This is a genomic window from Flavobacterium anhuiense, from assembly GCF_050990855.1.
Taxonomy (GTDB): Bacteria; Bacteroidota; Bacteroidia; order Flavobacteriales; family Flavobacteriaceae; genus Flavobacterium; species Flavobacterium anhuiense_C.
In genome coordinates, this window is the sequence record NZ_CP158861.1 from 4,620,858 (window position 1) to 4,647,812 (window position 26,955).

At 34.5% G+C, this 26,955-nt stretch carries 12 protein-coding genes; all 12 read right to left on the reverse strand.

Annotation, left to right across the window (positions count from 1 at the left end; all coding sequences use genetic code 11):
• Window positions 1-57: 57 nt before the first annotated feature.
• The 12 genes from ABTV69_RS20015 to ABTV69_RS20070 all read right to left on the reverse strand — a co-directional run bounded on the left by ABTV69_RS20015 (window position 58) and on the right by ABTV69_RS20070 (window position 26,799).
• Window positions 58-2,055 (reverse strand): BCCT family transporter, encoded by a 1,998-nt coding sequence (locus ABTV69_RS20015; protein ID WP_433831954.1) that lies wholly within the window; start codon window positions 2,053-2,055, stop codon window positions 58-60.
• Window positions 2,056-2,199: 144 nt separating this feature from the next.
• Window positions 2,200-2,421: a hypothetical protein gene (locus ABTV69_RS20020; protein WP_433831956.1), complete on the reverse strand. Its 222-nt coding sequence runs from the start codon at window positions 2,419-2,421 to the stop codon at window positions 2,200-2,202.
• A 557-nt stretch (window positions 2,422-2,978) separates the two neighbouring features.
• Window positions 2,979-3,623, reverse strand: coding sequence for a porin family protein (locus ABTV69_RS20025; protein WP_433831958.1), 645 nt, complete (start codon window positions 3,621-3,623; stop codon window positions 2,979-2,981).
• Between the two features lie 66 nt (window positions 3,624-3,689).
• A complete protein-coding gene (locus ABTV69_RS20030; RefSeq protein WP_433831960.1) occupies window positions 3,690-9,875 on the reverse strand; it encodes a M4 family metallopeptidase in 6,186 nt (2,061 codons plus the stop codon).
• Between the two features lie 391 nt (window positions 9,876-10,266).
• Complete coding sequence (locus tag ABTV69_RS20035; RefSeq protein ID WP_433831962.1) at window positions 10,267-11,892, reverse strand: tetratricopeptide repeat protein; 1,626 nt, start codon at window positions 11,890-11,892, stop codon at window positions 10,267-10,269.
• Between the two features lie 297 nt (window positions 11,893-12,189).
• Window positions 12,190-12,909: a hypothetical protein gene (locus ABTV69_RS20040; RefSeq protein WP_433831964.1), complete on the reverse strand. Its 720-nt coding sequence runs from the start codon at window positions 12,907-12,909 to the stop codon at window positions 12,190-12,192.
• A 283-nt stretch (window positions 12,910-13,192) separates the two neighbouring features.
• Window positions 13,193-16,012 (reverse strand): M16 family metallopeptidase, encoded by a 2,820-nt coding sequence (locus ABTV69_RS20045; RefSeq protein WP_433831966.1) that lies wholly within the window; start codon window positions 16,010-16,012, stop codon window positions 13,193-13,195.
• A gap of 151 nt (window positions 16,013-16,163) precedes the next feature.
• On the reverse strand, window positions 16,164-18,233 hold the full coding sequence (locus ABTV69_RS20050) for a cytochrome c biogenesis protein CcdA (RefSeq protein ID WP_433831968.1): 2,070 nt from the start codon (window positions 18,231-18,233) through the stop codon (window positions 16,164-16,166).
• Window positions 18,234-18,410: 177 nt separating this feature from the next.
• Window positions 18,411-19,802 (reverse strand): alpha/beta hydrolase family protein, encoded by a 1,392-nt coding sequence (locus tag ABTV69_RS20055; RefSeq protein ID WP_433831970.1) that lies wholly within the window; start codon window positions 19,800-19,802, stop codon window positions 18,411-18,413.
• Window positions 19,803-19,824: 22 nt separating this feature from the next.
• Window positions 19,825-21,822, reverse strand: coding sequence for a TlpA family protein disulfide reductase (locus tag ABTV69_RS20060; RefSeq protein ID WP_433831972.1), 1,998 nt, complete (start codon window positions 21,820-21,822; stop codon window positions 19,825-19,827).
• Window positions 21,823-21,882: 60 nt separating this feature from the next.
• A complete protein-coding gene (locus ABTV69_RS20065) occupies window positions 21,883-23,277 on the reverse strand; it encodes a RagB/SusD family nutrient uptake outer membrane protein (protein WP_433831974.1) in 1,395 nt (464 codons plus the stop codon).
• 9 nt (window positions 23,278-23,286) lie between these two features.
• On the reverse strand, window positions 23,287-26,799 hold the full coding sequence (locus tag ABTV69_RS20070) for a SusC/RagA family TonB-linked outer membrane protein (RefSeq protein ID WP_433831976.1): 3,513 nt from the start codon (window positions 26,797-26,799) through the stop codon (window positions 23,287-23,289).
• Window positions 26,800-26,955 lie beyond the last annotated feature (156 nt).

A 26,955-nucleotide genomic window follows, 5' to 3' on the forward strand; every position in this document is an offset into this window, starting at 1 on the left:
TATTTAAAGATTTCTACTGTAGCCAGCCTCGCATATATTCGCTAATGTTTACTTGGGCTAAACCATCTTCTGGTTCGCATCGCTACTGATAAACATAGCGTTACGATCTTCTGAGGCAATCTCAATAAAGCGCTCAAAGTGTTTCAGCACATCGCTAATCAGCTCATTTTTGGTAAACAACCTCACGTCATACCCTTCACGGGCATCCCCGAAATAAGACTCGGGATAGAAATTATCGCTTGCCGCATAATCTGGCAAATTTTCTTCGCTAACTACATAATCGGACACGGAGCGGGACTGAACTCTAACTCCGTAAATAAAATTATTCACCATACCATACCGAATTACAATCTCAATCCGACGTGGATTCTCAAACTCATGTAGCTCTGCCTGAATATTATTAGCCTTAAATTCCTCCCTAAGCTCCGCAAAAGCCGGTTTAACCACTCCAGCAATAAAATCCGAAACCGTCGCGCTATCTCCGGATGATACGATACCTTTGAGCCTGTCTTTCCAGAATTCGCCTGACCAAGGAACTGTAGAGACTGAAAATTCACGCTCGTAATATTCCAAATCAATGGTCAGTGCCTTAACCAGACTAGCCATAAAAAGCAGCATGATAACGGAAAAAGGCAATGCAGTGATAAGCGTTATGTTCTGAAGCGCTTCGAGTCCACCTGCATTTAACAGCATCAGCGCCAGCACTGCCAGAAGAGCCCCCCAGCCAATAGACTGCCATTTGGGCGATGATTTTGCGTTTCGAGTTGCTATTCCATTCATTACGAAAATACCCGAATCGGCCGAGGTTACAAAGAAAACGATAATGATCAGGATTACCAGCAAGCTGGCAAATCCCGAAAAAGGAAAATAGTCCAAAAAACGGAACATGAGGACATCAGGATTTCCTGCTAACGCGCTTAAAGCCCCTGCCGCAGTATTCTTGTCGATCCATATAGCGCTGTTGCCGAAAACCGACATCCAGATAAAGTTAAAGGCTGTAGGCAACACCAGCACTGCGGCAATGAATTCGCGTATGGTGCGGCCTTTTGAGATTTTAGCGATAAAAAGCCCTACATAAGGCGACCAGGATATCCACCATGCCCAATAGAGTATGGTCCAATTATAAAACCAAGGAAGACTATCCTGTTCATATGCGTGCGTACCAAAGGTAAGTGTAAAAAAATTGCTGAGATAATTCCCAATTCCTTCGGTAAAACTTCCTATTATAAATACGGTGGGACCTGCAAAAAGTATGAAAAGCAGCAGGACAATAGCTACACTAATATTGATATTGCTAAGTATGCGCACTCCTTTATCAAGGCCGCTGACTGCAGAAAATATGGAAATCGACACCAGCACCGCTACGATAGCAATCTGCCATATGAAACTGTTTTCAGATACAAAACCCAGAATCTTCAATCCCGAATTGATCTGCACCACTCCGAAGCCTAACGTGGTGGTAATACCGAAAAAGGTGCTGCAAAGAGCAAAGACATCGATCACATTTCCCCATCTCCCATTAATTTTATCCTTAAGAATCGGATACAAGCAGCTTCGAAGGGAAAGCGGTAAACGGTAACGGTAAGAGAAATAAGAAAGGGATAAACCTACAATAGCATAAATGGACCAAGCGTGGATTCCCCAGTGAAAAAAAGTGTAAAGCTGGGCATTCTTTGCTCTATTGATTTCCCCTGTGCTTTGAAAAACCGCATCGGAATAGTGTGAAATGGGTTCAGACACGCTGAAGTACATCAGGCCTATTCCCATCCCTGCGGCAAAAAGCATCGAAATCCAAGAAAAAAAGGAATATTCTGGTTTGCTATCATTTCTACCCAGCCTGATATTACCATATCTGGTAAACATTAGTACGAGCAGGAAAATAACCACAATGGTCACAACCCAGATATAGATCCAGTTTAGATTGACAAAAATAAAGCGCTGAACAGTTTCCAAAAGAACTTCTGTCAAGGTAGGAAAAAATGCAGAGATAAGACAAATCCCTACAATAAAGAATAGGCTGGGCAAGGTAACACCTATGCTAAAAGTATGCTTCATAATATTCCATATTTAGATCGATACAATTATTTTTATTTCCATATAAATAGCCTAAAAGATGCTTTTGGCAACAACTCAGAATCCAGCTTGCTTAATAAAGTTACAGCGCTCCATCTGTCATATGAGTAATCTTCTCAAGATATCTTAATACTCAATAGATAAGTCATCAACAGTAATCGTACTTGTTGAAATACCGTATTCACTTATCAATATTATGTAGCCCCAATTGCTAATTGGATTGCGTTTCAGCTCATTAATAGTTTTTGATATTTCCAAAGTGTCAGGAAAACGGCTGGAGTATGTCGTTGCCGCCTCTTCTTTGCTAATAAATTTTCCATCAAAAAATGCTTTAGTAATGATCTTCATGGTTTTCTTTTAATAGGTTGACAGTATTTCAATAACAAATTCTAATCGAGAGGATTTTAGCACTTTTGCTAATCGCTATGCATAACATTAAATGCGAAATAAAGAAACTGCTTTTTTTTGATGAAAGCTTCTTCTTATCTAAAAAGCAGTTTGAAGAAAATTCCAATTACGAGAGCCAAACTTCAAAACCATTATTTTTATAGATTTCGTACTCTTTTATTCCTAGTTTTAATTGTTTTTTGTTATCTCGTCTTTCGTATTTGATACGATTCAGAATGTATTGTAAAAATACGATTGCTGATTTTATCTTTTTAAAGAAATTGGTTGCAGATTGTAAAATGCAACATCAATATTCATTATTAGAAAAATAGTAGGAATAGCTATATTCCTAAAAAAACAGTATTACCCTAAACAACCAATCCTACCGAGTAGATTTAGTAAAATTCATTAATTATGAAGGTTAGATTCTTAACTGTTTTAGCATACTTGCATTTTCCAAAAAAAAACCACTCTAAAAAGAGTGGTTTTAAAAAGGACATGAATGTTACTAACTCGATTTAAAAAAAATAACCTACTGTTATTTGAAAAACTCTATTTTTCATGTCGCTGTTTATAATGTAATTGGTATTTGCAGTTGCATCTTTAAAAACATCAGTATAAGACATATTGTATCTAAGATCTGCATAGAATTTATTTCTAAACTGATAGCCCAATCCGAAATTTACAGATGCGTCTACTCCATTGGAGTAATCTGATAAATTCATGTTTTCGTGGTTGTCGTAACCTAGAAAGTTATCTCGATACTCATTATTTGCTTTTAGCAATATTCCGATTTGTGGCCCAGCCTGCAAACTGAAACCTTTTGCGACAAAGTACTTCAACATTACCGGAATGTTTAAATAATTCAATTTTACAGTGCTTGTATAATGCGAATTTTCAACTTCTGAGTCGGAATAAGAAAATTTCATTCCCTGCTGACTGTACAACAATTCTGGTTGAATTGAAAAATTCTTTGCAAGGGGTATTTCAGCCATCAGACCAGCTGTAAATCCTGTTTTATTTGTTGACTTCAACTCACTTTCATCAACCGTAAGACTTGAAACATTAAGCCCAGCTTTTACTCCTAACTTAATTTTTTCCTTTTGAGCCATTACACTTGCACATACTAATAATGCACATACAATTAGCTTTGATTTTTTCATAGTATTTCTTTGTTTTTAAGAATGGTAACTCCAAAAACGGAGTTACCATTTCTATCTCTAATTTTGTTACTTCTTAATAATCTTAGCTGTATACTTTTTGCCCTCTACTGTACAATCTAAAATGTAAACTCCAGTTGTTAGCTCATTCACATTTATAATTGACGGAACATTTGCATAAGTTTTGCTCCATACTGCATTTCCTTCCATTGAGTAAATTTTGATTTGAGCTTCGCCATCCGCTTTTTCTGCCAAGAAGATATTTACTTGATCAATAGCTGGATTTGGGAAAACTCTAAAAGGATTTGTAATTTTTCCAATTAAAAGACCTTTTGAATCAAATGGTACCGACATACTGTTACATCCATTGGTATTTGTGGTCTGAAGACTGTAATTTCCTTCCCAAACTGTTACAATTGTTTTTTGAGTCGCATTTGGAATTGGTCTGTCATTTAAAAACCATTGGTACGAAACGGCATCAGTTACAGCCGTCAGTTTTTTGTCTCCTGCTTGCTGAATTTCTGGAACTTTGTTCTCCAAGATTGAAATAGTCGTCTTGAAAATTTTACCTAGTCCATTTTCGTTGTAAACCGTTACATAATATTCTCCACTTTCTGTCGTAGTGAAAGTCGGTTCTGTTGAACCATCAAACCACTCATAAGCTGAGAACTTACCTGGATTTAAAACTACTTCTGGCCCGCAGACATCACCATTTGGCAAATCAGATTCGAAAGTATCAAAGACCACTTTTACTGTTTCAGAAATAGTACAACCATTTTTTAGCTTTGCTGTTACAGTGTAATCGCCAGCTTTACTTACATTAATATCCGCAGTAGCATCACCGGTATTCCATTTATATGACGTAACATCTAATTCTTTATCTAAGAAATTAGTTTCTGCAGTAACAAATAATGTAGTTCCTGCATAAGCATGAATTACTGGGGCATCAAATATTTTGAAATCTGAAGCTACATTTTGATAGACATAGTTCTTAACTGTATTGTTTTGTTTTATAACATCATTTTCCAATTCTGCATTGATAGTAAACACGTGCGAGTCTCCAGAATCATCCAATTTAGGCTGTTTTATAAAAGTATATTCTATACTTTCTCCAACAGGAATTCCTGAGGCAACATTTTCAGATATTTCTTCTGATGTATTCATGTAATTTAAATCTAATTGAATAGCGTTTGCCGCAATTGGAGTTTGTCCTTCGTTTGTAAGCTTCACTTTGACTTGGTTATTGCCACAAACATCTTTTGGAGATAAAATTTGAACAGATACGTCTAAAACTAAATCATTGTTTACTTTTAAGTCGTCTAATACCAAATAGGAATATCCTGCAGATTTAGCATGTCTAAAACGGAACAATACCGATTTACCTGCATATTTGGTAATATTTACTGCCGCTTTCTGCCATTCTGTATCTACATAAGTTCCTTGGCTAGTAGCTCTCCATGTTTCGTTCCACTCGCCACCAACTTCTTTAACATCAACAATTAAAGCATCATTAACATTACTTTGCAACGCATAGTAAAACTCTAAAATAGTAGAACTAGCATTCAATTTGTAAAGAGGAGAAATTAACTCCCCATAGTAATAAGGTCCTTCTAATTGACTGTATAATAGTTTTCCATCAGTATCACCATTACGGTCTTTTAGCGGAAGTGTCAAATAAGTGTTGTCTGGAGTAGCAAGTGCTCTCCAAGGGTAATTCTCGTCACTCTGATTAGAAACAAAACCTCTTGAACCGAATATAGAACCCTTTGGCAGGTTTGTAAAATTCTCTGATGTTAACTCAAATGCATTTGCAACAACTTCAAAAGTAGCCGTTAAGGTCTTAGAATCAGCAATTACCTGTCCTTCAGCAGCTGCCTGCACTTTAATCTCATAGCTTCCAGCTTCTAATTTTGGAAGTTTCTCAATTTTATAAGCAAGTGTTTCGCCTTGTCTTACAGTTGCCACTTTTTCTAATGAAATTGGTTCGCCAATAGCGTTTCCATTCTGAAAAATTTGATATTTGATGGTAATCTTTTCAAGTGTTTTATAGCCATCATTTCTAGCGTCTATAAAAAATTCATGCGAAGGCGCATCTTCATAAACTTTTTCAGCCACAACTAAATTCGATAACTTTAAATAATCTTTAGTTGGTGTAATTTCGATATTATCTACTGCAAAACCATTAGCAAATAATCCGTTGTCATTTTGCTGAAAAGCAACCATTACACAAGATTTTCCTGCATAAGCGCTCAAATCAACATTATATCCAAACCAGCCGTTGTAATAAGGCATATGAAAAACCTCTTTCCAAGTTGCTCCTCCATCTGTACTTACTTTTACGTAACCGTCAGAAAGGTGTTGTCCGTCTCCAAAACCATCAAATGATAAATGCGCTTCTTTATAATTGCTTAAATCAAATACTGGAGAAACCAGCATGTCATTTGCAGAGTCACAATTGCATTTGTCATCATTGCTCGCCATAAATTTGGTATGGTCTTCTATAAACCATCCTGGAGATCCTAAATCGGCACGAAGACCATGTTTCCAACCGGCAGCGCCTTTGTTTTCTGAAGTTCTCCATCCTTTGTATTTAGAGGCGTCTTCAAAATCCATTTTATAAGGAAGAACAGATACATTTACATCTTCATTGTTCCAGTTGTCGTATGTAAACACATAAGAATTGTTAGCCTGTTTTGCATCAATAGTCATGTCTTCAGGAAAAACAGAAACCGAAATCGTATGTTCTCCTACACTTTGCAAATTGATATTTGGGATCGAATAAGTAATAGTATCTTTAAACTTAGTAAAGTTCAATGTGGCTTTTTCAGTTTTTGAAAAAACTTCTTTTTTTGCAGCGTCAAGAATTTTTATGGTAACATTTACCACCTCGCTGCTAGTCGTAAAATTATTCGTAATTACCGTTTTTACAGTAGCATTGGTATTGTCTACAGTACAGCTGCCAGCATCTAATTTTGTTGAAAGAATTTCTAAATCGTAAGGAGCATTGCTTACTAAAATGTTATCTATAAATCCTCCAATAAAACCATCATTATAATCGTCTGATTTCACATGAAAACGAATTGCAACTTTTTTTCCTGCAAGATCATTTAAACGAATTTGATACGGGTCTTTTTTTAGAACAGTATTTACACCAGTAAACCAAGGCCCGTCAAATAATTCGTTACCGTGTACTGTTTCTGGATAATTTACATTCTCAATTTTTTTCCAGTTTTTACCTTTATCTTCCGAATATTCTACAATTAAACCATCATATCCTCTATGAAGTAAATAATACAAATCGAACTCTACATAAGGAGAAACCACATTTGTAAAATCGAAAATTGGAGATTCTAATACGAAATCAGAATTTAGTCCCATTTTATCACTTGATTTAAAATCTACCATTCCCCACATATATTGTGACTTAATGGTTCTAAATGAGGCTGGATAATTCTGAAAAACAAATTTTTGCGTTCCATCTAAAGCTTTTGTATTCCAACCTCCTGGTGTTCTTTCAAAACCTTCAGAATATGGCAATTGAGTTACAATACCACTGTAAGAAGCGTTTAAAATACTGTTATTTGTTGTAACAGGATCTTGAGCAAATGTCACATATCCTTCGTAAGTATGAAGCCCTAGTCCAGACAAATCAACTGTTTGGTCAAAAGCAATTGTCATTTCTGACTTTCCTTTAAAATCTGTCTGTAAAGTAACATCTTTCCAAACCGTTGTACTTCCCGCAGCAGTATCAGCATATCCAACTTTTAACTGAGAACCTGCTGGGATATCTTTACAGCCTAAATTATAAAATGTAATGGCCAACTGATGATTTGCTGTAAGTGCGTCACCTGTATAATCTGGCATTTTTAATCCCGTTACTTTGATATCAAAATCTTTCTGAGCAGCATTAAGTACAATTTGAGAAACAAAAGTAGATCCGTCTTTTGGACCAAAATCGGTAACAGGATTAATATCCATTTTCACCTCAATGTAATTTACCGCACCTGAACCTTGATAGGGTATATTATTCTTAATCGCTAAAGTAGTTTCTTCTCCAACTTGCAAGTCTTTAGTAAAAGGCACATTGCCATCATTAGTATAAAAAACAACTAATCTTCCTAAAGCGCTACCCATAGCTCTCAATTTGAAGTTTAAAACATCATTTGCTTTTATTACTGTAGTACCAGTATTTTTTAGGGTAACATAAAAAGGTTCATCTCCTTTTAATGCTTCACAAGGCAATGAAGGATTTTCTACAGAAACCAATAAAATTTGTCTGTCCGAATAAGCAGCTCCTACACCAATTGCATACCAAGCATTTGATACTTGCTTGTATTCTTCAGAACCTAAACCGTACAAATCTTCTGTAGCCATTAAAGTTGCCTGACGCATGTCTGAAAAATTTGAAGACGGCGATAAATATTCTGTAAGCGCTATGTAAGCAATTTTTTCGGCTTTAGCCAAACCAATAGCTTTTACACTGTAGCTGTTATTAAGGTCATTTACACCCTCTCCACCATCAACTAAAAGATAAAACCAATAATTAGTAATACCACTATTGATGTGAACTCCACCATTATCATATCCTGTATTTGCAGGATCTGCCCAATTTGTTCCTCCGTAAGTATCTGGCTGACCTTGGGTTTTAGGATCGGCCATGCTTCTTAAACTTCCGTGAGAATACAATTCATCACCTAGCATCCATATATCATTTTTGCTGTCTTTACCAGCATAAAATTCAATAGAAACCCCAAATATATCACTGAAAGATTCATTCATTGCGCCTGATTCTCCCTTATAAATTAAGCCTGCAGAAAACTGTGTTACCGCGTGTGTCAGCTCGTGTCCTGTAATTCCTAAACTCACAAAAGGAGCATTATCTCCATCGCCAAATTGTGTCCATCCTCCAGTCCATGAAGCATTTTCAACCTTGGTTCCTAAATGCGCCAAACCAAACATGATCATTCCTTTATCATCAACACTGTTTCGGTTGAATTTTTCTGCATAATAATCAACAGATTTTGACAATCCCCAATGGATGTCTATTGCAGCTTCATCATGATCTTTATTATACAAATCATTCCAGTTATTATCTTCATCAATAAAATCTGTAAGAACATCATCTGTTGGTTCATCTGCATGATTCATGTTTATAGTATAAACAGGCACTTTAAATTTGCTTTGCTCTGCTTCTAGTCTATAACCATCTGCATATTGTTTAGTATTAAAAGTAACATCTCCTGCATAACGGGCTTTACCTTTTCCAATACTTTGATAAGCCATTTTATTAGCATTTAAAACTTCATTTTGTCCTAAACTCCCTTTCTCTTTGCGAGCACTTGTATTCCCAACATGAACATCGCGTTGCAAATCGATTTTTAAGATCACTTTTCCCGTATTGGCATCTACATAAATAGTCTGGCTAGATTGCGGACTAGTAGCGAAAATATCGTATTTCCAAGCCAAATGATATTCTGTCAATTCAGAAGAAAAATTTGGTCCAACATAAACCAATTCGCCTTCTGGTTTGGTGCTGATCTTTTCATGAACCAAAGAAGACAATCTTTTGTTTTGCCAAACATATTGTTTTGCATTAACAGTATTTAACGCATTTTGTAAAGCAGCCGACGCATTTACTTTATAATTACTGTTTGCAGGCAATTTTTTACTGATATGACCAAAAGCATCAATTTTGGTCTTATTTTCTCTAACTTTATAAATTGCCCCTTCCACAGGAACAGAATTATGCAATTGCTGATACGTTGCCAAACTTCTGCCGTGCTTATCTGAAACCGATTTTAATTGCATTTTATCTGTAGCAGCCAATTCAAAATCAGCTCTTTTAACTTCAAATACGTTTCGAATTGTCAGATTTGAAGATTTCGCAAAAGACCTCACTTTTGTACTATCTACAGTTTGAATGTTTTTGGCTGTTGAAGCATTCTGACCATTAAAAAGCTTCTGGCTTTCATTTGCTTTTTTCGTTATGGCTTTACTTTCTTCTTCTGAAAGTGCGGTTCCATTTACAGCATTTTGGTTCAAAAGAAGATTTGTGTTATCGTCTTGATTACTATTTTGATCTGTTGTTTTCTGAGAAACTTGATCCTTTTTTTGAGTTGCATATGGCGTTTGTACCGCCGTCTGCGCATTTGCTGTTTTGTTTTTTGGTAAAGGTGACTGAGCCATTCCAACGGAACAGACCAAGAAACCTAACAAAAGAAACAAATACCTGGGTTTAGAGTAAATCTGGTTCATTTTTTAAAGTTTAAAATTAGTATTAGACTGCTTGAGTTAATAGTATATCCTACAATGGTTAGCAGAAAACCACAAAAGCAAGTTCTTAGAATCAATTCGGCGGTTGATTCTTAGAACTTGCTTTTGTTATTTTTTGTAGAATTTTTAAGAGTGCGCTCTTTTTTGTTTTTGTCTCTTCCAAAAGCTCTTCAAGACTTTTAGAAGGTTCTTCTTTTTTCTTCGGATTCATCAAACGTATTTATAGCAATAGTTTGGTAAAAATAAATTGATGCCATTAGGCAAAGAAAAAAAGGACTAATGCAAAAACACTCTCAGGCAGAAATACATCACTAAAAAAACACTCATTTCAAAATAAAACCATAATTATCAAACAGTTATATTTGAAATATTTTTACATAAAGTCTCCCTTAAAACTGTTCAAATAAGTGGAAAGATTTACTTTTTCGTTGGTCAAATCGAACTTTTTACGCAGTCGGGTTCGAGCATTTTCTATCGATTTAAACGATTGCCCCGTAATTTGCGAAATTTCTTTGGTAGTTAAATCCAAGTAAAGAAGAGCACAAAGTCGTCGTTCTTTTGGTGTAAGTTCAGGATAGTCGACAGTAAGTTTATCAAAGAAAGATTTATGCACTTGCTCAAAACTAATTTCAAATTCTTTCCAGATATCCGTGTTCAAATCTTTTTCTAATCGTTTCAAAACAATATCAATTGCCTGCTGCAATTCTTTACTGGCTGTTTTAAGTTTGATCATTTTAAGATCAGTCAAAATTTCGTTGATATTATCTGTACGATGAATTTCTGACATTGCTTTTCCTACCAAAACCATATTTTTGGCTTCAAGACTTTGTTTAAGTTCCCGTTCTTTTGCTTTTAATTTTTCTCTTTCAAGCTGATTTTTAATATTCTTATTTCGATATTTAATCAAAAGAATTATTAAAATCAGAATGCCCACAACCAAAATTAATCCCGCGAAATAATATCTAAAACGTGTTTTTTCTTCTTCAAGAGTTCTAATTTTATTTTTCACCTTGTAATCCTGTTCCAGCTTAATTCTTTCCAGATTTACGGCCTTCTGTTCAACATTAATGCTATCGCTTATTTTATTATACTGCTGAAAATAGTGCACTGCATTTTTATAATCCAGTTTCTTCAGATAAGCTTCATAGAGCATTTTATTTAAGCGCATGCTAGAAAAACCAAAAAGTTTGTCTTTATTTAATTCTAAAGCCAATTTTGCATGTGCAATAGTACTCTCGAATTTATTTTCTGCCAAATTGTATTCGGCATATGATTCATTTACAAATGATTTTAAAGAATTATCAGAAATAGAATCAGTTAAACGCAGTGCCTTTTCAAAGTAAAATGCTGTTTTAATCTTGTCTTTCTTCAAAAAATAAGCTCTGGCAAGATTGGTATAGATATAAACAGTAAATTTATCATCTTTTAATCTACTTATCAACAAGTTAGCTTTCTGATAGTAATGCAAAGAAGAATCAGGATTTTTCTGCAAATAAAGAGTCCCGATATTATTTAAGATTTTAACGAGTTCTACTTCATTTTTCTTTGCTTTTTGATATTTATAAACACTCAGAAAAAACTGTAAAGCCTTTTCTTGATTATTAGTTTTTGCATATAATATAGCCAGATTGTTCTCTACTTTTGCGGCTGCTTCTTTGTTGTTTTCTTCTTTATAAATATCATAAGCCTTTAAATAATATTGTAAAGAAATATCGAGAACATCTTTTGAACCATATATCTTTCCAGAAGTTATATACACTTCTGCGAGAGCCTCTTCAGCTTTTGCCGTTTTTTTGGCCTCAATTTCTGCCAGTTCAATGTATTTCACTGCCCTTTCCCAGTCCGAATTTTGGAGTTGTAATGCAATTTTCTGGCATAATGCAGCTTTCTTTTCGTGGCTATCCACAGCATTTAAATTATCTATCAACTCTTTTGTGCCAGATTGAGAATAAATAGTAATTGAAAAAAGAAAAAGCAATCGGAATAATCGTGGTATCATTGTTAAAATATCTATAGAGACATCCCAAAATTAATTAAAAAATGCATAAAACAGTATTGCATATCCCTGCGTGAGAATTTCAAAAAAAAGATATCATTAAAAAGCATACCGCCTAAAATCTCAATAAACATCGCGCTTGACACCTGTATTGTTGCAAAAACTAAGTTTGTTTTTTTAACTATTTTATATCTTCTTGAATCATATAATAAACTACTCACCTACCGCAAATGATCTGAACGAGAATAAAAAAGAAAAAGCTTAGAAGCAATATTTAAACTTTCCTTGAATATTTGCTATTTAAAACAACAAAGAAAAGCCCATCGTATATTTTGTTAATAAATCGATTCCGAGAAGAACGGCGATCAATATTATAAAAATTATAAAATACGTAATGCCTTGGGCTTTTTTATTGAACTCTAAAGTATTTGGATCAATAAAATAATCGGAATAAACAGCAGGAGAAACTTTTAAGTGAGGGCAAAATAAAGCCGCACCTTTCAGAAAATGAGCAATTAATTGATTTCTATTTTTCGGAATATACGACAGTCCATTCTCGGCTGTAGAAAAATGAATCGGAACTCGCACACCATCTTTAAAACCAAAAATATAACTTGGCGAATATTTTGTCCCTATTTTTCTATCGATATCATTTATATACGGTTCAGTACTTTTTCCCAGTTCTTTGTATAAAACACTTTTAATCGTACCATCAAATTGTTGGTGGTGCAAACCGTCACGATCAATATAAATCAAGATTACCTTTTTTCGCCTATGACGCTGGTAATTTTTGTAAAGCCCCCAAATTCCACAAAGTACTAAAGGAAAATAGATGGCATTGAAGATCATCTCATTTTTAGACAATTGGCTATTGTGTTCTAGTTGAATGCTCAATGGAAGTGCAACTAATAAAACAAGCATTGCCACAAATAAAAGTCCAAACAATCCGTACGTTACAGCAGTAAGAATCTGATGACGTTCAGAAGCTATTTCAGGGAAATTTTCTTTGGTATAAATCATTAACTATGTACTACTTAAAAGGACTTATTAAAATTTGAATTGATTATAATCTAAAGATCCGCATTCTTAAATAACGAATTAAGATTTTATCGTTTTTGTCAAATTAAAACAGAATAACTCAAAGAATAAAATTTAGAAACTACTTTTATATCAAAAACATTACAAAAACAAAAAAGAGCTGTTGGCAAAAACAGCTCTTTATAGGTCTTTCAAGTAGTTGTACAAGTTTACTAATTCAAATACTTCTTAAAATTAAAACGAATGAAAAACCTTAATTCGTTTACTATTTTGGTGCCGCAGCTTCAGATTTCGATTTCATAATAACTTCTACGGTACTTGGCTTTGCGAAAAATTCTTTAGCAAAAGTTTTTATATTTTCAGTAGTCACAGAATTTAATGTTTGTTTGTATATCACATCATCCTTAAAAGTCTCATTATTTAAAATCATGTTATTAAGGCTTCCTAACCAAAATCCGTTGGTCATAATCTTCTCTGCTCTGGCCTTTAAAAGTGCATTTTTAACCGATTGAACATCCTCTTCTTTTGGTGCCTCTTTTTGAATACGGTCGATTTGCTCGTAAACAATTTTTGTCAGTTTTTCTTCTTTCTCAGGATCACTGTCAAAATTGATTGTCATTGAATATTCATCTGATGGCAAACGGCTCACTCCTGATTGCACGTGAACGCCATAACTTCCTCCCTCTTCTTCACGAATTAAATCCAAATATTTTTTAGACAGCAATTCAGCCAAAATATGTGACGTAAATACATTTTTATAACTGTATGGAAATTGCTTCACAAATCGGACATAAACACTTGCTTTTGGCACATTCATTTCACGAACCAATAACTGCTTTGCAATTCCAGGTGCTGGATCCAATTTATTGTCGACAAAACTTTCTTTTTTGTTGGCATCTGATGCTATGCTCCCGATATATTTTTCAATTAACGCTAATGTATTCTCAGGAAGATTTCCAGTAAATACAAAAGTAAAATCACTTGCATTTTGAATTCTCTGTTTGTAAAGTTCTGATGCTTTTTCAAAACTCAAACGTTTCAGAAATTCGTCATTTACTAACGGAACTCTTTTGTTATGATTGTAATTTAACTGAGAGATAGTGTCCTGAAAAACTTTCGGATTGGTATTTAAAGTATTTTCTAATGAGTTGCTAAAACTTGTAATCATTCTAGCGTAAGCTTCTTTATCAAATCTTGGTTCTTCAAAATACAGATACAACAATTGCAATAAAGTTTCGAAATCTTTTTGATTGCTTGAACCTCTAAATCCTTCTGTTAATTCTGTGATGTACGGTTTAAGATCCACAATTTTTCCGTTTAGTTTATCTTTCAAATCGGTGCTTTTAAAAGCGCCTAAACCAGAACTTTCTACTAAACTTACTGCAATTTGAGCCGACGGAATGTCTTCTGTTTTTATTAATGAACTTCCTCCAAAACTAAATCCTGAAAATAAAATTTCGTCTTTAGCTAAAGTCGTTGGGTATACAACAATTTTTGCACCGTTTGCTAAAATGTAGCTCTTTGCAGTACCAATTCCTTCAATCGGTGTTTCTTTCACCACTTTAGAACCTTTCAAATCTGATGCGATTAAAGGCTTATCGGTATCCGTTTCATTGTATTTTTCAAGAGGCATTTTCTTTACATCCAACATTACATTTACATAATCTGCCTCTGACGGATAAACCGCTTCGTTTTTATCTGGTCCAGTAACCACTATGACAACGTTATCCTTCGTCTGCAGTTTTTTTACCGCCTGATTAATTTCAGCTAATGTAATTGTAGCCAATCTCTTTTTTACATTGTCATATTGTATTTCGATACTTTCAAACGGTTCTGCCTTCAGGAAATAATTAACCAATTCTTCTGAAAGTGCATCGTTTTCGAACTTGTCTTTATTTTGAAGCATATTTTCATAAGAACTCAAAACTGCTTCTTTGTTACGGTCCAATTCTTTCTGCGTGAACCCATAACGAACAGCTCTTTCAGTTTCAACCATCATTTCTTTGTAACCATCAAGCGTTTTATTGTTTTTTGGCGTCACATACAAATAATACGAATTGGTCAATCTCGAAACTTCTGAAGTTCCTGTTCCAATTCCTAAAACCGAAGTTTCATTATTTTGAATAAATTCCTGATAACGTCTATTCATCATATCCGTGCACAAATTATTCACTAAATCTCTTCTGATGGTTTCGCTGCTTTTTACTTTGTCAAAATCCTTTTTGAAATACAAAACCACATTGGTTTCATTTGCCTCTTTATCTTTCGCTAGAACATAATTAATTCCTTTGTTTTTAGGAACAGAAATATAATAACGTTCCGCAGCATTTTTAGGCATTTCTATTGAAGAAAATGTTTCGATAATCTTCTTTTCAATTTCTTTTGGATCAATATCTCCTACTACAATAACCGCTTGTAAATCTGGACGATACCATTTTTTATAATAATCTCTTAAAACCTGATAATCAAAAGTATTAATCAAATTCAAATCGCCTATTACATCACGTTTTGCGTACTTTGAATCTTTGTACAAAACTTTATCTGTTTCTAAACGCAGCCTGAAATCTGAATTTCTTCTCGTACGCCATTCCTCGCGAATTACACCGCGTTCGGCATCAATTTCCGCATCTTTTAAAGAAAGGAAACCAGACCAATCATGCAAGGCTAAAAGACAAGAATCAATTAGTTTTGAATCGTTTGCAGGAACATTACTTAAATTGTAAACCGTTTGATCTTGGGCAGTGTAAGCATTTATATCTTTTCCAAAACTAACTCCTTTTTTCTCCAGCATATCAATAATGCCTTTTCCTTCAAAGTTCTGCGTTCCGTTAAAAGCCATATGTTCTAAGAAATGCGCCAATCCGTTTTGATCGTCATTTTCTAAAATAGCGCCCACATTTTGGGCAAAATAAAAACAGACACGATCTTTAGGCCATTCGTTATGAAGAACATAATACTTCATTCCGTTTTTCAGTTTTCCCGAAACCACATCTTTGTTCAACGGAACTGTAGTCGAAAACTGAGCGATACTTTTAAATCCGATTAAAAGGACAAAAAGCCAATATTTTGATTGAAAGATTTTCATTTGATACTTTTATTTTTGGGTTGATGGGAACGCGGATTTAACGGATTCGCTTTCGCGAAAACGCGGAAAAAAACGGATTTTTTTAAATTATGAAAATCAGCGAAAATCAGCGTCTTTGCGAAAGCAAATCTGCTTCATCCGCGTACCAAAATTATTTTTTGAAATTCCGGACTCCTTCTTGAAGCCAGTTGTAATAAGCGTTACTATCTGGATTATAAGCCGATGGTTTATTCAGATCCTTTTCGTTATGATCCATTAAAACATAATACGGCTGTGCATTGGTTTTGTATTTTAAGATCTGAAGTTCGCTCCATTTTTGTCCTGTATATTTTAAGACTTTGCCTGTAATTTTAGAAACCACTTGTTCATTTTCTGGCAAAGGCCTTTTGTCGTCTACATACAATGAAATCAAAACAACATCATTATTTAAAACTCCTAAAACCCTTGGATCTGGCCAAACGCGTTCTTCCATTTTGCGACAGTTTACACAAGCATAACCTGTAAAATCAATCATTACGGGTTTGTTTACTTTTTTCGCGTAAGCTAAACCTTGATCATAATCATGGAAAGTCGGAATTCCGTTTGGACCACTTTCTGCGCCTTCAGGCAAATTACTTTTCTCTGAATTTTGAGTTACAATATTTCCAAAGCCATTTGGTGATTCACTGTATTGTTTTGCGGGCGGAAATCCACTAATGTATTGCAACGGAGCTCCCCAAAGTCCCGGAATCATATACACTACAAATGACAGCACGATAATTCCTAAACTCAATCTCCCCACAGAAATAGGAGTAGAAGGTGAATCATGCGACAACTGGATTTTTCCAAATAAATAAAAAGCTAATACCGTAAATATGGCAATCCAAATGGCTAGAAATACTTCTCTTTCTAATAAATGCATTTGTAAAACTAAATCGGCGTTGCTCAAGAATTTAAGTGCTAAAGCCAATTCTAAAAAGCCCAAAACCACTTTAACCGAATTCAGCCATCCGCCAGATTTTGGCAGTGAATTCATCCAGCCAGGAAAAGCTGCAAATAAGGCAAATGGTAAAGCGATGGCTAATGAAAAGCCAAGCATTCCGACAATTGGCGCGATTCCCGCCTGACTTGCCGCTTGGACTAATAAAGTCCCAACAATCGGTCCTGTACAAGAAAACGAAACCACAGCTAGAGCCAATGCCATAAAGAAAATTCCAAAAACACCTCCCATTTCTGATTTCTGATCGATTTTGGTCAGCCATGAACTTGGCAACACAATTTCGAAAGCACCTAAAAATGATAATGCAAAAACCAATAAAAGCAGGAAGAAAACGAGATTAAAAACCACATTTGTTGCCAGAGCATTTAAGGCATCTGCACCAAAAATTGCTGTAACTAAACTTCCTAAAATCACGTAAATGATGATGATGAAAATTCCGTACGTTATGGCATTTCTAATTCCGGCAGTTTTAGTTTTACTTTGTTTGGTAAAGAAACTAACGGTCATCGGAATCATCGGGAATACGCATGGCGTAAACAAAGCAGCAAGACCTCCTAAAAAGCTGAAGAAAAATAGTGTCCAAAGGCTTTCTTCAGGGGCTGTTTTTCCTGAATTTGCTTCTGTAGTCTTTTTTAAACTTTCAGGAGTATCTTTGCTGACAATGCTAACAGAATTTGTTGTGTTGTTTGTGGTATCCTGTTTAGTAATTGATTCCTCTTTTAAAGGTAAATCTGTTTTTTTTTCTTCTGTTACCGCAGCTGCTGTTTCTTCGTTTTTAACTGGTATATCTGATTTTTTAAAAGTAAATTTTACTTCTTTTTCGCCTGGAGGCAAACAACTGTTATCATTGCAAACCGTAAAGAATATGATTGCATTTATGGTAAAAGGTTCAGAAGTTTTACGCTCTATAGTTTGGGTAAAAACTGCTTTATCTGCAAAGTATTTAATTCGCATATTAAAAACAGGATCGTCTACTTCATGTCCCGCAGGCTCGATTACAGAACCGATTGTTTTGTAGTTTTTTGAATTCGGAAAAGTAAAACTTGTTGGAGCCGGTCCGCCAGATGGAACGTTTTGAGAATAAATGTGCCAGCTTTTATCAATTTTGGCAATTATACTCAACGTATATTTGTTCTCTCCTATTTCTTTTACAGAGGTTGTAAACGAAACTGGATCGTAAATTTGGGCAGTAAGGTTGCTGACCGCAAATAAAAATGCGATAAAAAGGAATATTTTTTTCATGATGAAAATATTGATTTTAGATCTTAGATTGTAGATTTTAGATTTTTCATAAAGAATGCTGATTTTGTCATCCTGACGAAGGAAGGATCACACGCGTAATTCGTTAAAGAAAATCGTCAATCTTTGTAGAGCTACTAGTGTGATCCTTCCTTCGTCAGGATGACAAATAGCACTAAATTACTTTTTATAACGGCTCAAAATCCATTTTGAAATATCTGCCAAAACTTCTTCCGCAAAAACTTCGTCAATTTCTTTGGCTTCGTTTTGCGTACACGTTTTACAATGCTGATACATATGATTCAAATTGGGATAAATCTTCGTCGTCAGATCTTTTGTCCCTAAATATTTCTTGAACGAATTAATGTTCTCAATCGCTGGAACTTGAATGTCTTTATCTCCGTTTGCTATGTATACCGGAATGGTAATTTTTGGAAGATAGTTTTCTGGTTTATAATGAATCGTATAACGATACCATTTTCTATCGGCATCTTTTCCGTAACGATACAAGAAAGTCTGGTCACGTCCGTCCAATAATTGCACTTCTTTTAAAGTTGTCGAATCTTGCTTTTGCATCCATTCTTTCAACTTCACCTCCATCGCTGGCTGTGCCGATTCTCCATCTTTGGTATTGTACACCACATTAAACATGATATTATACATTTCCATTTGTTTGGCCACCACTTTGTCAGAGAAATTATAGCTTTTCAAAATTGCTGTATTTTGAAGATTCAACATTTCCAGTCCGCTTACTCCAACACCAGAAAGACTTATCATGAATTTTACGTCTTTATTTCTAGAACTTACAATCGATGCTATCATTCCGCCTTCACTATGACCGATTAAACCAATGTACGAAGCGTCTATATTTTTATCACTTTTTAAATAAGCAATCTGAGCATCAATATCATCTGCAAAATCTCCTGTTGTAGCAGTTTGGAAATCTCCTGTCGTTTTACCAATTCCTCTGTCGTCAACACGCAAAGAGGCAATTCCATTTCTTGCCAGATAATCCGCTAATACAGTAAAAAACTCTCTTCCCATGTACGTGTAATTTCGGTCATGTTGTCCAGTTCCCGAAATTAAAATCGCTAATGGATATTTCTTTTTTCCTTGCGGAATGGTCAATGTTCCTCCGTAAGTCAGTTTTGTATTTTTTCCAAGAAAAGTCATATCAATAACCTGATACGGATATGGTTTCTTTGGATGCTGTGAAAAGAACAAAGGCTCAATACTACTTTGTTTCTTCAAAACAATTGCTGCATTTGGAAACGAATAATTATCAAAAACACCAGAAATTGCAGTTTTATCAGCATTGTACTTTCCTTTAAAAACGAAATTATACACTTCATTTTTAAAGAAAATACTATCCTGTTCTGTTCGAATTCCAATTTTTATTCCGTCATAAGACATTTCAGGAATACTGAGCAAAAGAGAATCTTTTTTACTGTCAAAATCACCTGTAATTATTATACGGGAAGAATGGTATTGCCCCTGCCAGATGGTTTGTGAAAAACCGATCTGACAGCACAATACTAAAATACTGAGATATAAAAAATGAACAATTTTCATTACTTAACCTTTTTTAACTAAATTATTTTTTCTCAGCTTTTAAATAGTCAACGATGATCGAAATTTCGTCAAGCAATTCGCTTGGGCTTCCAAAATAACCATTCGACATCCATCTTAAATTTCCGTTTTGGTCGATAATCATTTTTTCTGGAATTCCAGAGAAATGAAACGCTTTAGAATACTTGTCGTAAACTGCATCAAATTTTCCTGTTTTCGGATTTTTGCTATCGTAAAGAATCGTAAAATCAAATCCTTTTTCTTTGATGAAAGCCTGAGTTTGCGCTTTAAAATCTTTGATGTATTCCATTGTATCAACAAAATAGAATTTCACATTCTCATCAGCTTTGTATTTATTCACCGCCATATTCATTCCTGGCATTGCATTTTTACAAGGTCCACACCACATTGCCCAGAAATCAAGCACCACAATTTTACCTTTTTGGTCCGCTAATTTTACTTTTCCGCCTCGGTTGCTTTCCATTTCAAATCCATCAATTGGAAGATTGATCAATTCTGAAATTAATTTCTTTTTGTGTTCTTCGATATTGCTTGTAGATTTTAGAGATTCTACATAAGCTTGAAAACCTGTTTCTGGTTTTCCTTCTTTCAAATAAATCTCTTTTAAAGAAGCTAATATTGCTGGCGTTACTTGATTTGCTTTTACAGAAAGTGCCATATATTCTTTTGCTTCGGCAGTTTTTCCTTCTCTTAAAAGCATTTTAGAATATACTTCATTGTATGAAGCATTCTGAATTGCCATAATTGGTTTTATTTTCTCTAAATACTTTTTCTCTAAATCGTAATTTTTAAAAAGCCCTTGAAGTTTTGCATACGTAAAAAATTCTCTTGCGCCATTTTGAAGCGTTTGTGCCTGCCATTCTTTTAATGATAATTTTCCAATGTATTCTTTTGGCACAAATGCTTCTCTAGCCTCTAGTTCTGGAATAATTACTTCTGCATATTTTTTCAAGGTTTCTAATGACGTCTTTTCTGCTCCTTCTTGGTCTCTGTCAAACGGAATAGAAATTAAATGCCAAGCATAATCCAATAAAATATTATAGGAAACCTTCTTTACACTATTGATTGAATAGCTGTAATCTTTATTTTTTACGATATAATTATAAGCAATGCCTTTGAACATTTTATCGTAAAACAAACTTTCTGTATCTGTATTTACATCTTGAAAATTACTTTGCGGAAAGTTTTTTTCAAAAGCATTATACATTGCTACTTTTTTATTGAAATCTGCTTCATTAAATATCTTTTTAATTTCGATATCACGAGCCCAAACTCCATTAGGGTATTTTTTCAACAAAACATTCTGAACAGAATCTGCAAAAACTTTATGTTCTGGTGCCAATAAACCAATCGTTTTCTGAATGTTATATTGTGTTGCATTGTCTAAGTTCTTTTCTGTTAAAACAAAACGAACTTCTCTCATAATTAGCTTTGGCTGTGGTTGGCCTGTTTCTAGCTGTTTTAATTTTGAACCTTCATAAAATACATGCGTACGGCTTTCTGGGTGATATTTCAATTCGTTATTAATCCAAAATAAAGAAACTTCTTTTTTGATGTAAGCGCTGTCATGCACAATATTCGGCACCTGATCTTGTAAATCTGGACTTCTTAAAAATCCCCAACCTACATAAGATCCATTACTTTTTTCAAGAATCCAAGAATACGTCATTTTCCCTCCATTATCTTTGATTGTATCCGATTTGAAAACGCAAGTAATAAAAGCCGCCTTGTCTGAAAGTTTCATTTTGGTTTGCCACTTTTTGTTTCCAGCCGATTTTAAAGTAATATCGTCTGCAAGCCATCTGAAATTATCGTAAGTATAAACTACTCCCTCAACGTGGTTTGCATTTTCTAGTGGAGTATCTGCCGCATTGTAAGTAATTGTAATTTCTTCGCCCGCATTTGGGTGTTCAGGCGTAAGAAGGAACTTTTGTTCGCTACTTTGAGCCAGTAAAGTACTTGTGATACCGAAAAAGAATAGTACCAGTTTGAAATTTTTCATTTGTTTGTTTTTTGAAATTTAGTGCACTCAAAAAATGAGTGCACTTTATAAGTCACTTAATTATTTGTTTTGTTCTAAATGTGGAGCATAATCAAAATAAATTGGCGCAAACGGCATCTGATAACGATCTGCATTGGGAGCCAATGTTAAAGTCTGTCCTGAAAAAGTGTGCGTTATCGTTTTTGCAAATTGAGGTTCTTTGTTTAATCTTTTCAAATCAAACCATCTAAAACCACCAGTTCCCATTAATTCTCTTCTTCTTTCTGCTAATACTTTTATTAAAGCATCATTATTGTCTGCAGCTGTTAGAGCCACATACTCTCCAGCTCTAAAACGGCTTTGTCTTAATTTATTAATGGTTGCCATTGCAGCACTTGCAGATCCAGCCCTCGCCTCACCTTCTGCCTTAATCAGCATCATTTCTGGTACGCTTGGCCCGGCATTTCTTCCCTCGTCTGTTATGCTTTCTTTTGCATAAACTCTTCCTTGGGTATAGGAGGAATCAAAATTTGAAGCAGGCTGCGTAAACATCACATAACGCAAATCATTTGGATCAAAAGAATTAAGCAATTCGTTGCTTAACTGTAATACTCTTGGTGCATACTGAAGCCTGTTATAACTTCCTTTCGATAAAATAATTTCCGAATCAAATCGTTTTGTCGGATAACCGCCAGATTCAAATGCAGCCAAATTGACCAGCTTATTTTGCAATGCCAATGCCTTTTCTGCATTTGCTTTTGCTTCAGGATAATTACGCATTAAAAGGTAAGTTCTTGCCAACAGCGCATAAGCCGATGCTTGTGAAGGAAACGCAACATTCAATCCTGAATTTACTGGTTTTAAACCTGAAGTTACAGCATCATTTAAATCTGCAAGAATCAAATTATAAACCTCTTGAACTGATGCTCTTCTAATATCTTGAGAAACCGTCGGAGTTGTAAAAATCGGTACTCCTAAATCTGTATTGGATGTAGCAGCATCATACGCTTTTCCATAAGTATTTACCAACATTAAGTAAAGAAAAGCACGGTGAACTTGCGCTTCTCCTTTTATTGCTAATTTTTCTGCTTCAGTACCTTTCTTACTTTTCATTACTTCAGTAATAACTACGTTTGCATAATACAATCCGTCGTACAAAGATTCCATATCGAAATCTTTTTCGCCGTCATAATAAATTTGATCTGACCATTTATAAGTATTTAAAAACGGACGATAATAGGTTGATGCTTCTAATGACGTAATCTGGGTTTGATTTGTAAAATCAGCGTCGTCTGACGCGGCATCTATTAAATCATACGTATAATCAAACATTCTGGTATTGTTAAGAAGATATCTGTAATTTAAAGTTTCTTCTGGAACCAATTTACCTTCTGTCTGAATGTCTACATAATTGTCGCAGCTTGCCACAAACGCACTTATGGCAGTAATGGCGATATATTTTAAATATTTTTTCATCATCAAAAATTAAAAATTAACATTAAAACCAATTGAATACAATGCTACTGGAGGAGTTTTGATGTTTGCTCCTGTAACTGGTGGAAAATCTGGATCTATGCCTTCTTTATTTTTTCTCCAAAAGAAACCTAGGTTTCTTGCAGAAAAAGTAATTCCTGCATTTCTTACCACACTGCTTTTTATTAAATCTGACAAATCGTATTTTAATGAAAGTTCTCTAAAACGAATATGGTCTCCATCAATAACTTGGCTGTCGCTAAAAACATATCTGCTATAGCTGTAACCTCCCATTCCTTGAACTCCAGGTACATTGGTAGTTGCTTCATCTCCTGGATTTCTCCATCTCTTATCGATATCTGCATTTAAATCATACGATCCAAAAGTTCCACGGCTTACATAACTTGTAAATGTTGGTTTAAACATTACGTAATCTAATTTGTACGTTGCCAAAATGAACAATGAAAGCTTCTTATAGTTAAAAGTATGGCTAAAACTTCCGTAATAAGCAGGAATATTGGTTCCCATATATTTCATATCATCAATGTCTTTTAGCGAAGTAAAAGAATTTACAATATTTCCTGACTTGTCGTAAACCTGAGTCATACCTGTAGCGTCTAATCCTGCAGATCTAAATGCAAAAACACTATTCAATGGATAACCTGCAATTGGAGGCGTTGACCCCGTTCCGTTCAAGTAATTGCTATAGCTTGTGAAACGAGAGTCGGTAACTTCTGTTTTATTATAAGAAACGATTAAAGTTGAATTCCATGAAAAGTCTTTAGCTTTTAAAATGGTTCCTGTTAAACTGAAATCAACTCCTTTTCCTTTTAAATTTGCTGCATTTCGAACAAGGTTATCGTTAACCAATCCGTAAAACGGAGATACTGGAAATTCAACAATTAAATCCTTACTGTCTTTCGTATAATATTCAATTGTACCGCTCAATCTATTATTTAAAATAGCATAGTCAATTCCAAAGTTTAAAATTCCTGTTTTTTCCCAACGCAAATTTGGATTTGCTGGAGAAGTAATACCAGCATAAGGCTGCTGAGAATAATAATCTGAATCGTTTAAAGTAATATTGGTAAATGGGAAAGTTTCCATATTGATGTTTCCATTAAAACCATAGCTTGCTCTAAGCGAAAGGCTATTTACAAGATTTACGTCTTTTAAGAAAGATTCATTTTTAATGATCCATTTTGCACCTGTAGACCAAAGCGGTGTTCTTCTTAATTTTTTATCTACACCAAAATTGTTATAATCGTCTAAACGCGCACTACCCGTTAAAGTATATGTGTTTTTGAAGGTATAACCTGCATTTGCATAATAAGATAAAAATCTTCTGCGGCTTTCTTTAAGGACATTATTATAATTGGCATAACCGATATAACCGCTTACATCTGGATAATTTTGAGCTGGAATATCAATTGAGGTTTGCGTTTTAGGATTGTATCCATACAAGGTACCTCCATCAATATTTTCTTTAATCTGTCTTGCTTCAATACCTCCCATTGCGTTAATCAAATGATCCTCACCAATGATTCCGTCATAATTCAATTGTCCTCTAACTGTGTAACTGTTTTTGTCATACTTACTTCCTTGATAAATTCCACCTCTTGGAATACCGTATGATAATTCGCCAAAACTGTCGACAGAAGTAGCAGTATTAATCATATCTCGAGTAAAATAAGTATTTTCATTATACATATTAGGATTAGAAAGATAAGAGCGTTCAATTGTATAATTTCCAACTGCGTCTAATCCTTTTAACAAAGGAATAGTCGCTGAAATTGTAGCGCCATAATTCTGCTCATCAATAGTTTTGTCCAAATTGTTAAGCTCATCGATATAATTATATTTCCAAGGCAAATAACCTTTTTGCTCTAATGGAATGGTAACTCCGCTATAAAAATGCTGATAATATCCAACAGAGTTTCCGTTGTCATCTACAATTTGATCATAAGGCAATAACGTAGATCTAGATCTAGCTAATGGTCCTAATCCTAATCCGTTTTGATTGAATTTAAAAATCGAACCTCTTAAACTCGTATTCAATTTGATGTAATTGAATAATTTAAAATCCTGATTGGCTAAAAAAGTGAAACGTTGTCCATCTGTTCCTGCTGCTTGAGTTTCTTCTTTCGAATAAGATCCAGAAACTAAATAAGAATAATCGTTTTGTCCGCCTCCGCTAACAGACAAATCATAGTTTTGAGTTGTAGATGCCTGAAGCATGTATTTTTCTAACTGATCATAGGTATTACGCCCTCTCAAAACGTTTAATGCTGCTTCTTTTTCTGATGCTGTAATTTGTCCTCTTTTTTCTTGGAACATTAATTCCATTCCCTGACTAATCGGAGCCGGAAGATAGCTTGTAACACCCGCAGGATCAACAATCATTCTTTTATCAACCAATTCTTGCTCTAGATTTAGAACCTGAGAAGAATTCATTAACGGAAGTTTAGATAATGTTGGTTTATTTGAAAAACCATAGCTTTGAGAAAAATTAATGCTTGGTGCTCCTGATTTTCCTTTTTTTGTATCAATTACCATTACGCCATTTGCTGCTCTTGCTCCATAAATAGAAGCTGCTGCGGCATCTTTTAAGAATGTAATCTTTTCAATATCATTTGGATTTATCGTTCTGATATCCAATTCAGTTGGCGTACCATCCAAAACAATCAAAGGCATATCATTAGAACTATAAGTAGATTTACCTCTAATCGCAAAATTATAGCTTGAAACAGCTGCCGCATTTCCGAATACTGTACCATATACAAATGTATTATCCGATTCCAGTAAATCAATCTGAAGACCAGCGACCTGACCTTCTAACCTATTTATCACGTTAGAAGTTGGAATTTTCTCCAATTCTTTAGCAGTTATAACAGCGAAAGATCCTGTAGAACGCTCTCTATCAATTTTTTGATAACCTGTAGAAACTACTTTTACCTCATCAAGTTTGCTTACATCTTCCAACAAAATTGGATTAATAATCAGGCTGTCAGAAACTGTAACTTCCGTTTTTTTATATCCTAAATACTCAAAAACAAGAACATCTCCTTTTTTAGCCATAATTTCGTAAGAACCGTCAAAATTGGTAATGGCACCATCTTTAGTTCCTTTTACCCAAACTGTTGCACCAATTAAAAACTCTTTTTTCGAATTGGTTACAACACCTTTAATTTTTACTTTTTCTTCTAAAACCGAAGCCGTTCCAATTTTAGCTTTGGTATTTAATGAAATAACAATCAATTTGTTATTTACAAATTCTGCTTTATAATCATCGCCAATTAATTCTTTGATAACGGCCATGACATCAGCTTTATTTACTACTATATTTACTCTTCTCTGTGCATCAAAAACATCATCACTGTAAAAAAACTCTACATTAGTTTTTCTCGTAATTGTTTTTAAAACATTCGATACTGATTGGTTTTTCGCGTTTATGCTTACTTTTTGGGAATAGGCAAAGGCAACAATGTTAAAAAGAAATATGGTTAATATTAGGGATTTCTTCATGAGATCAAGAAATTTATCCCAAAGCGCGGATTTTACCCCACAATCTTTTGCGGATAGGTTTTTTTTCATACTTTTAAAATGTTTTGGTTGGTTAATAGATTTCGAACTCTTTTTTCGACTTGAACAAATACTTGCCGGGAAATGCGCCAACATTTT

Excerpts from the sequence above, each read along its gene's own strand:
- ABTV69_RS20015 (WP_433831954.1), bottom strand. The coding sequence starts at position 2,055 with ATGAAGCATACTTTTAGCATAGGTGTTACCTTGCCCAGCCTATTCTTT.
- ABTV69_RS20070 (WP_433831976.1), bottom strand. The coding sequence starts at position 26,799 with ATGAAGAAATCCCTAATATTAACCATATTTCTTTTTAACATTGTTGCC.
- ABTV69_RS20055 (WP_433831970.1), bottom strand. The coding sequence starts at position 19,802 with ATGAAAATTGTTCATTTTTTATATCTCAGTATTTTAGTATTGTGCTGT.
- ABTV69_RS20020 (WP_433831956.1), bottom strand. The coding sequence starts at position 2,421 with ATGAAGATCATTACTAAAGCATTTTTTGATGGAAAATTTATTAGCAAA.
- ABTV69_RS20040 (WP_433831964.1), bottom strand. The coding sequence starts at position 12,909 with ATGATTTATACCAAAGAAAATTTCCCTGAAATAGCTTCTGAACGTCAT.
- ABTV69_RS20060 (WP_433831972.1), bottom strand. The coding sequence starts at position 21,822 with ATGAAAAATTTCAAACTGGTACTATTCTTTTTCGGTATCACAAGTACT.
- ABTV69_RS20035 (WP_433831962.1), bottom strand. The coding sequence starts at position 11,892 with ATGATACCACGATTATTCCGATTGCTTTTTCTTTTTTCAATTACTATT.
- ABTV69_RS20065 (WP_433831974.1), bottom strand. The coding sequence starts at position 23,277 with ATGAAAAAATATTTAAAATATATCGCCATTACTGCCATAAGTGCGTTT.
- ABTV69_RS20045 (WP_433831966.1), bottom strand. The coding sequence starts at position 16,012 with ATGAAAATCTTTCAATCAAAATATTGGCTTTTTGTCCTTTTAATCGGA.
- ABTV69_RS20050 (WP_433831968.1), bottom strand. The coding sequence starts at position 18,233 with ATGAAAAAAATATTCCTTTTTATCGCATTTTTATTTGCGGTCAGCAAC.
- ABTV69_RS20025 (WP_433831958.1), bottom strand. The coding sequence starts at position 3,623 with ATGAAAAAATCAAAGCTAATTGTATGTGCATTATTAGTATGTGCAAGT.
- ABTV69_RS20030 (WP_433831960.1), bottom strand. The coding sequence starts at position 9,875 with ATGAACCAGATTTACTCTAAACCCAGGTATTTGTTTCTTTTGTTAGGT.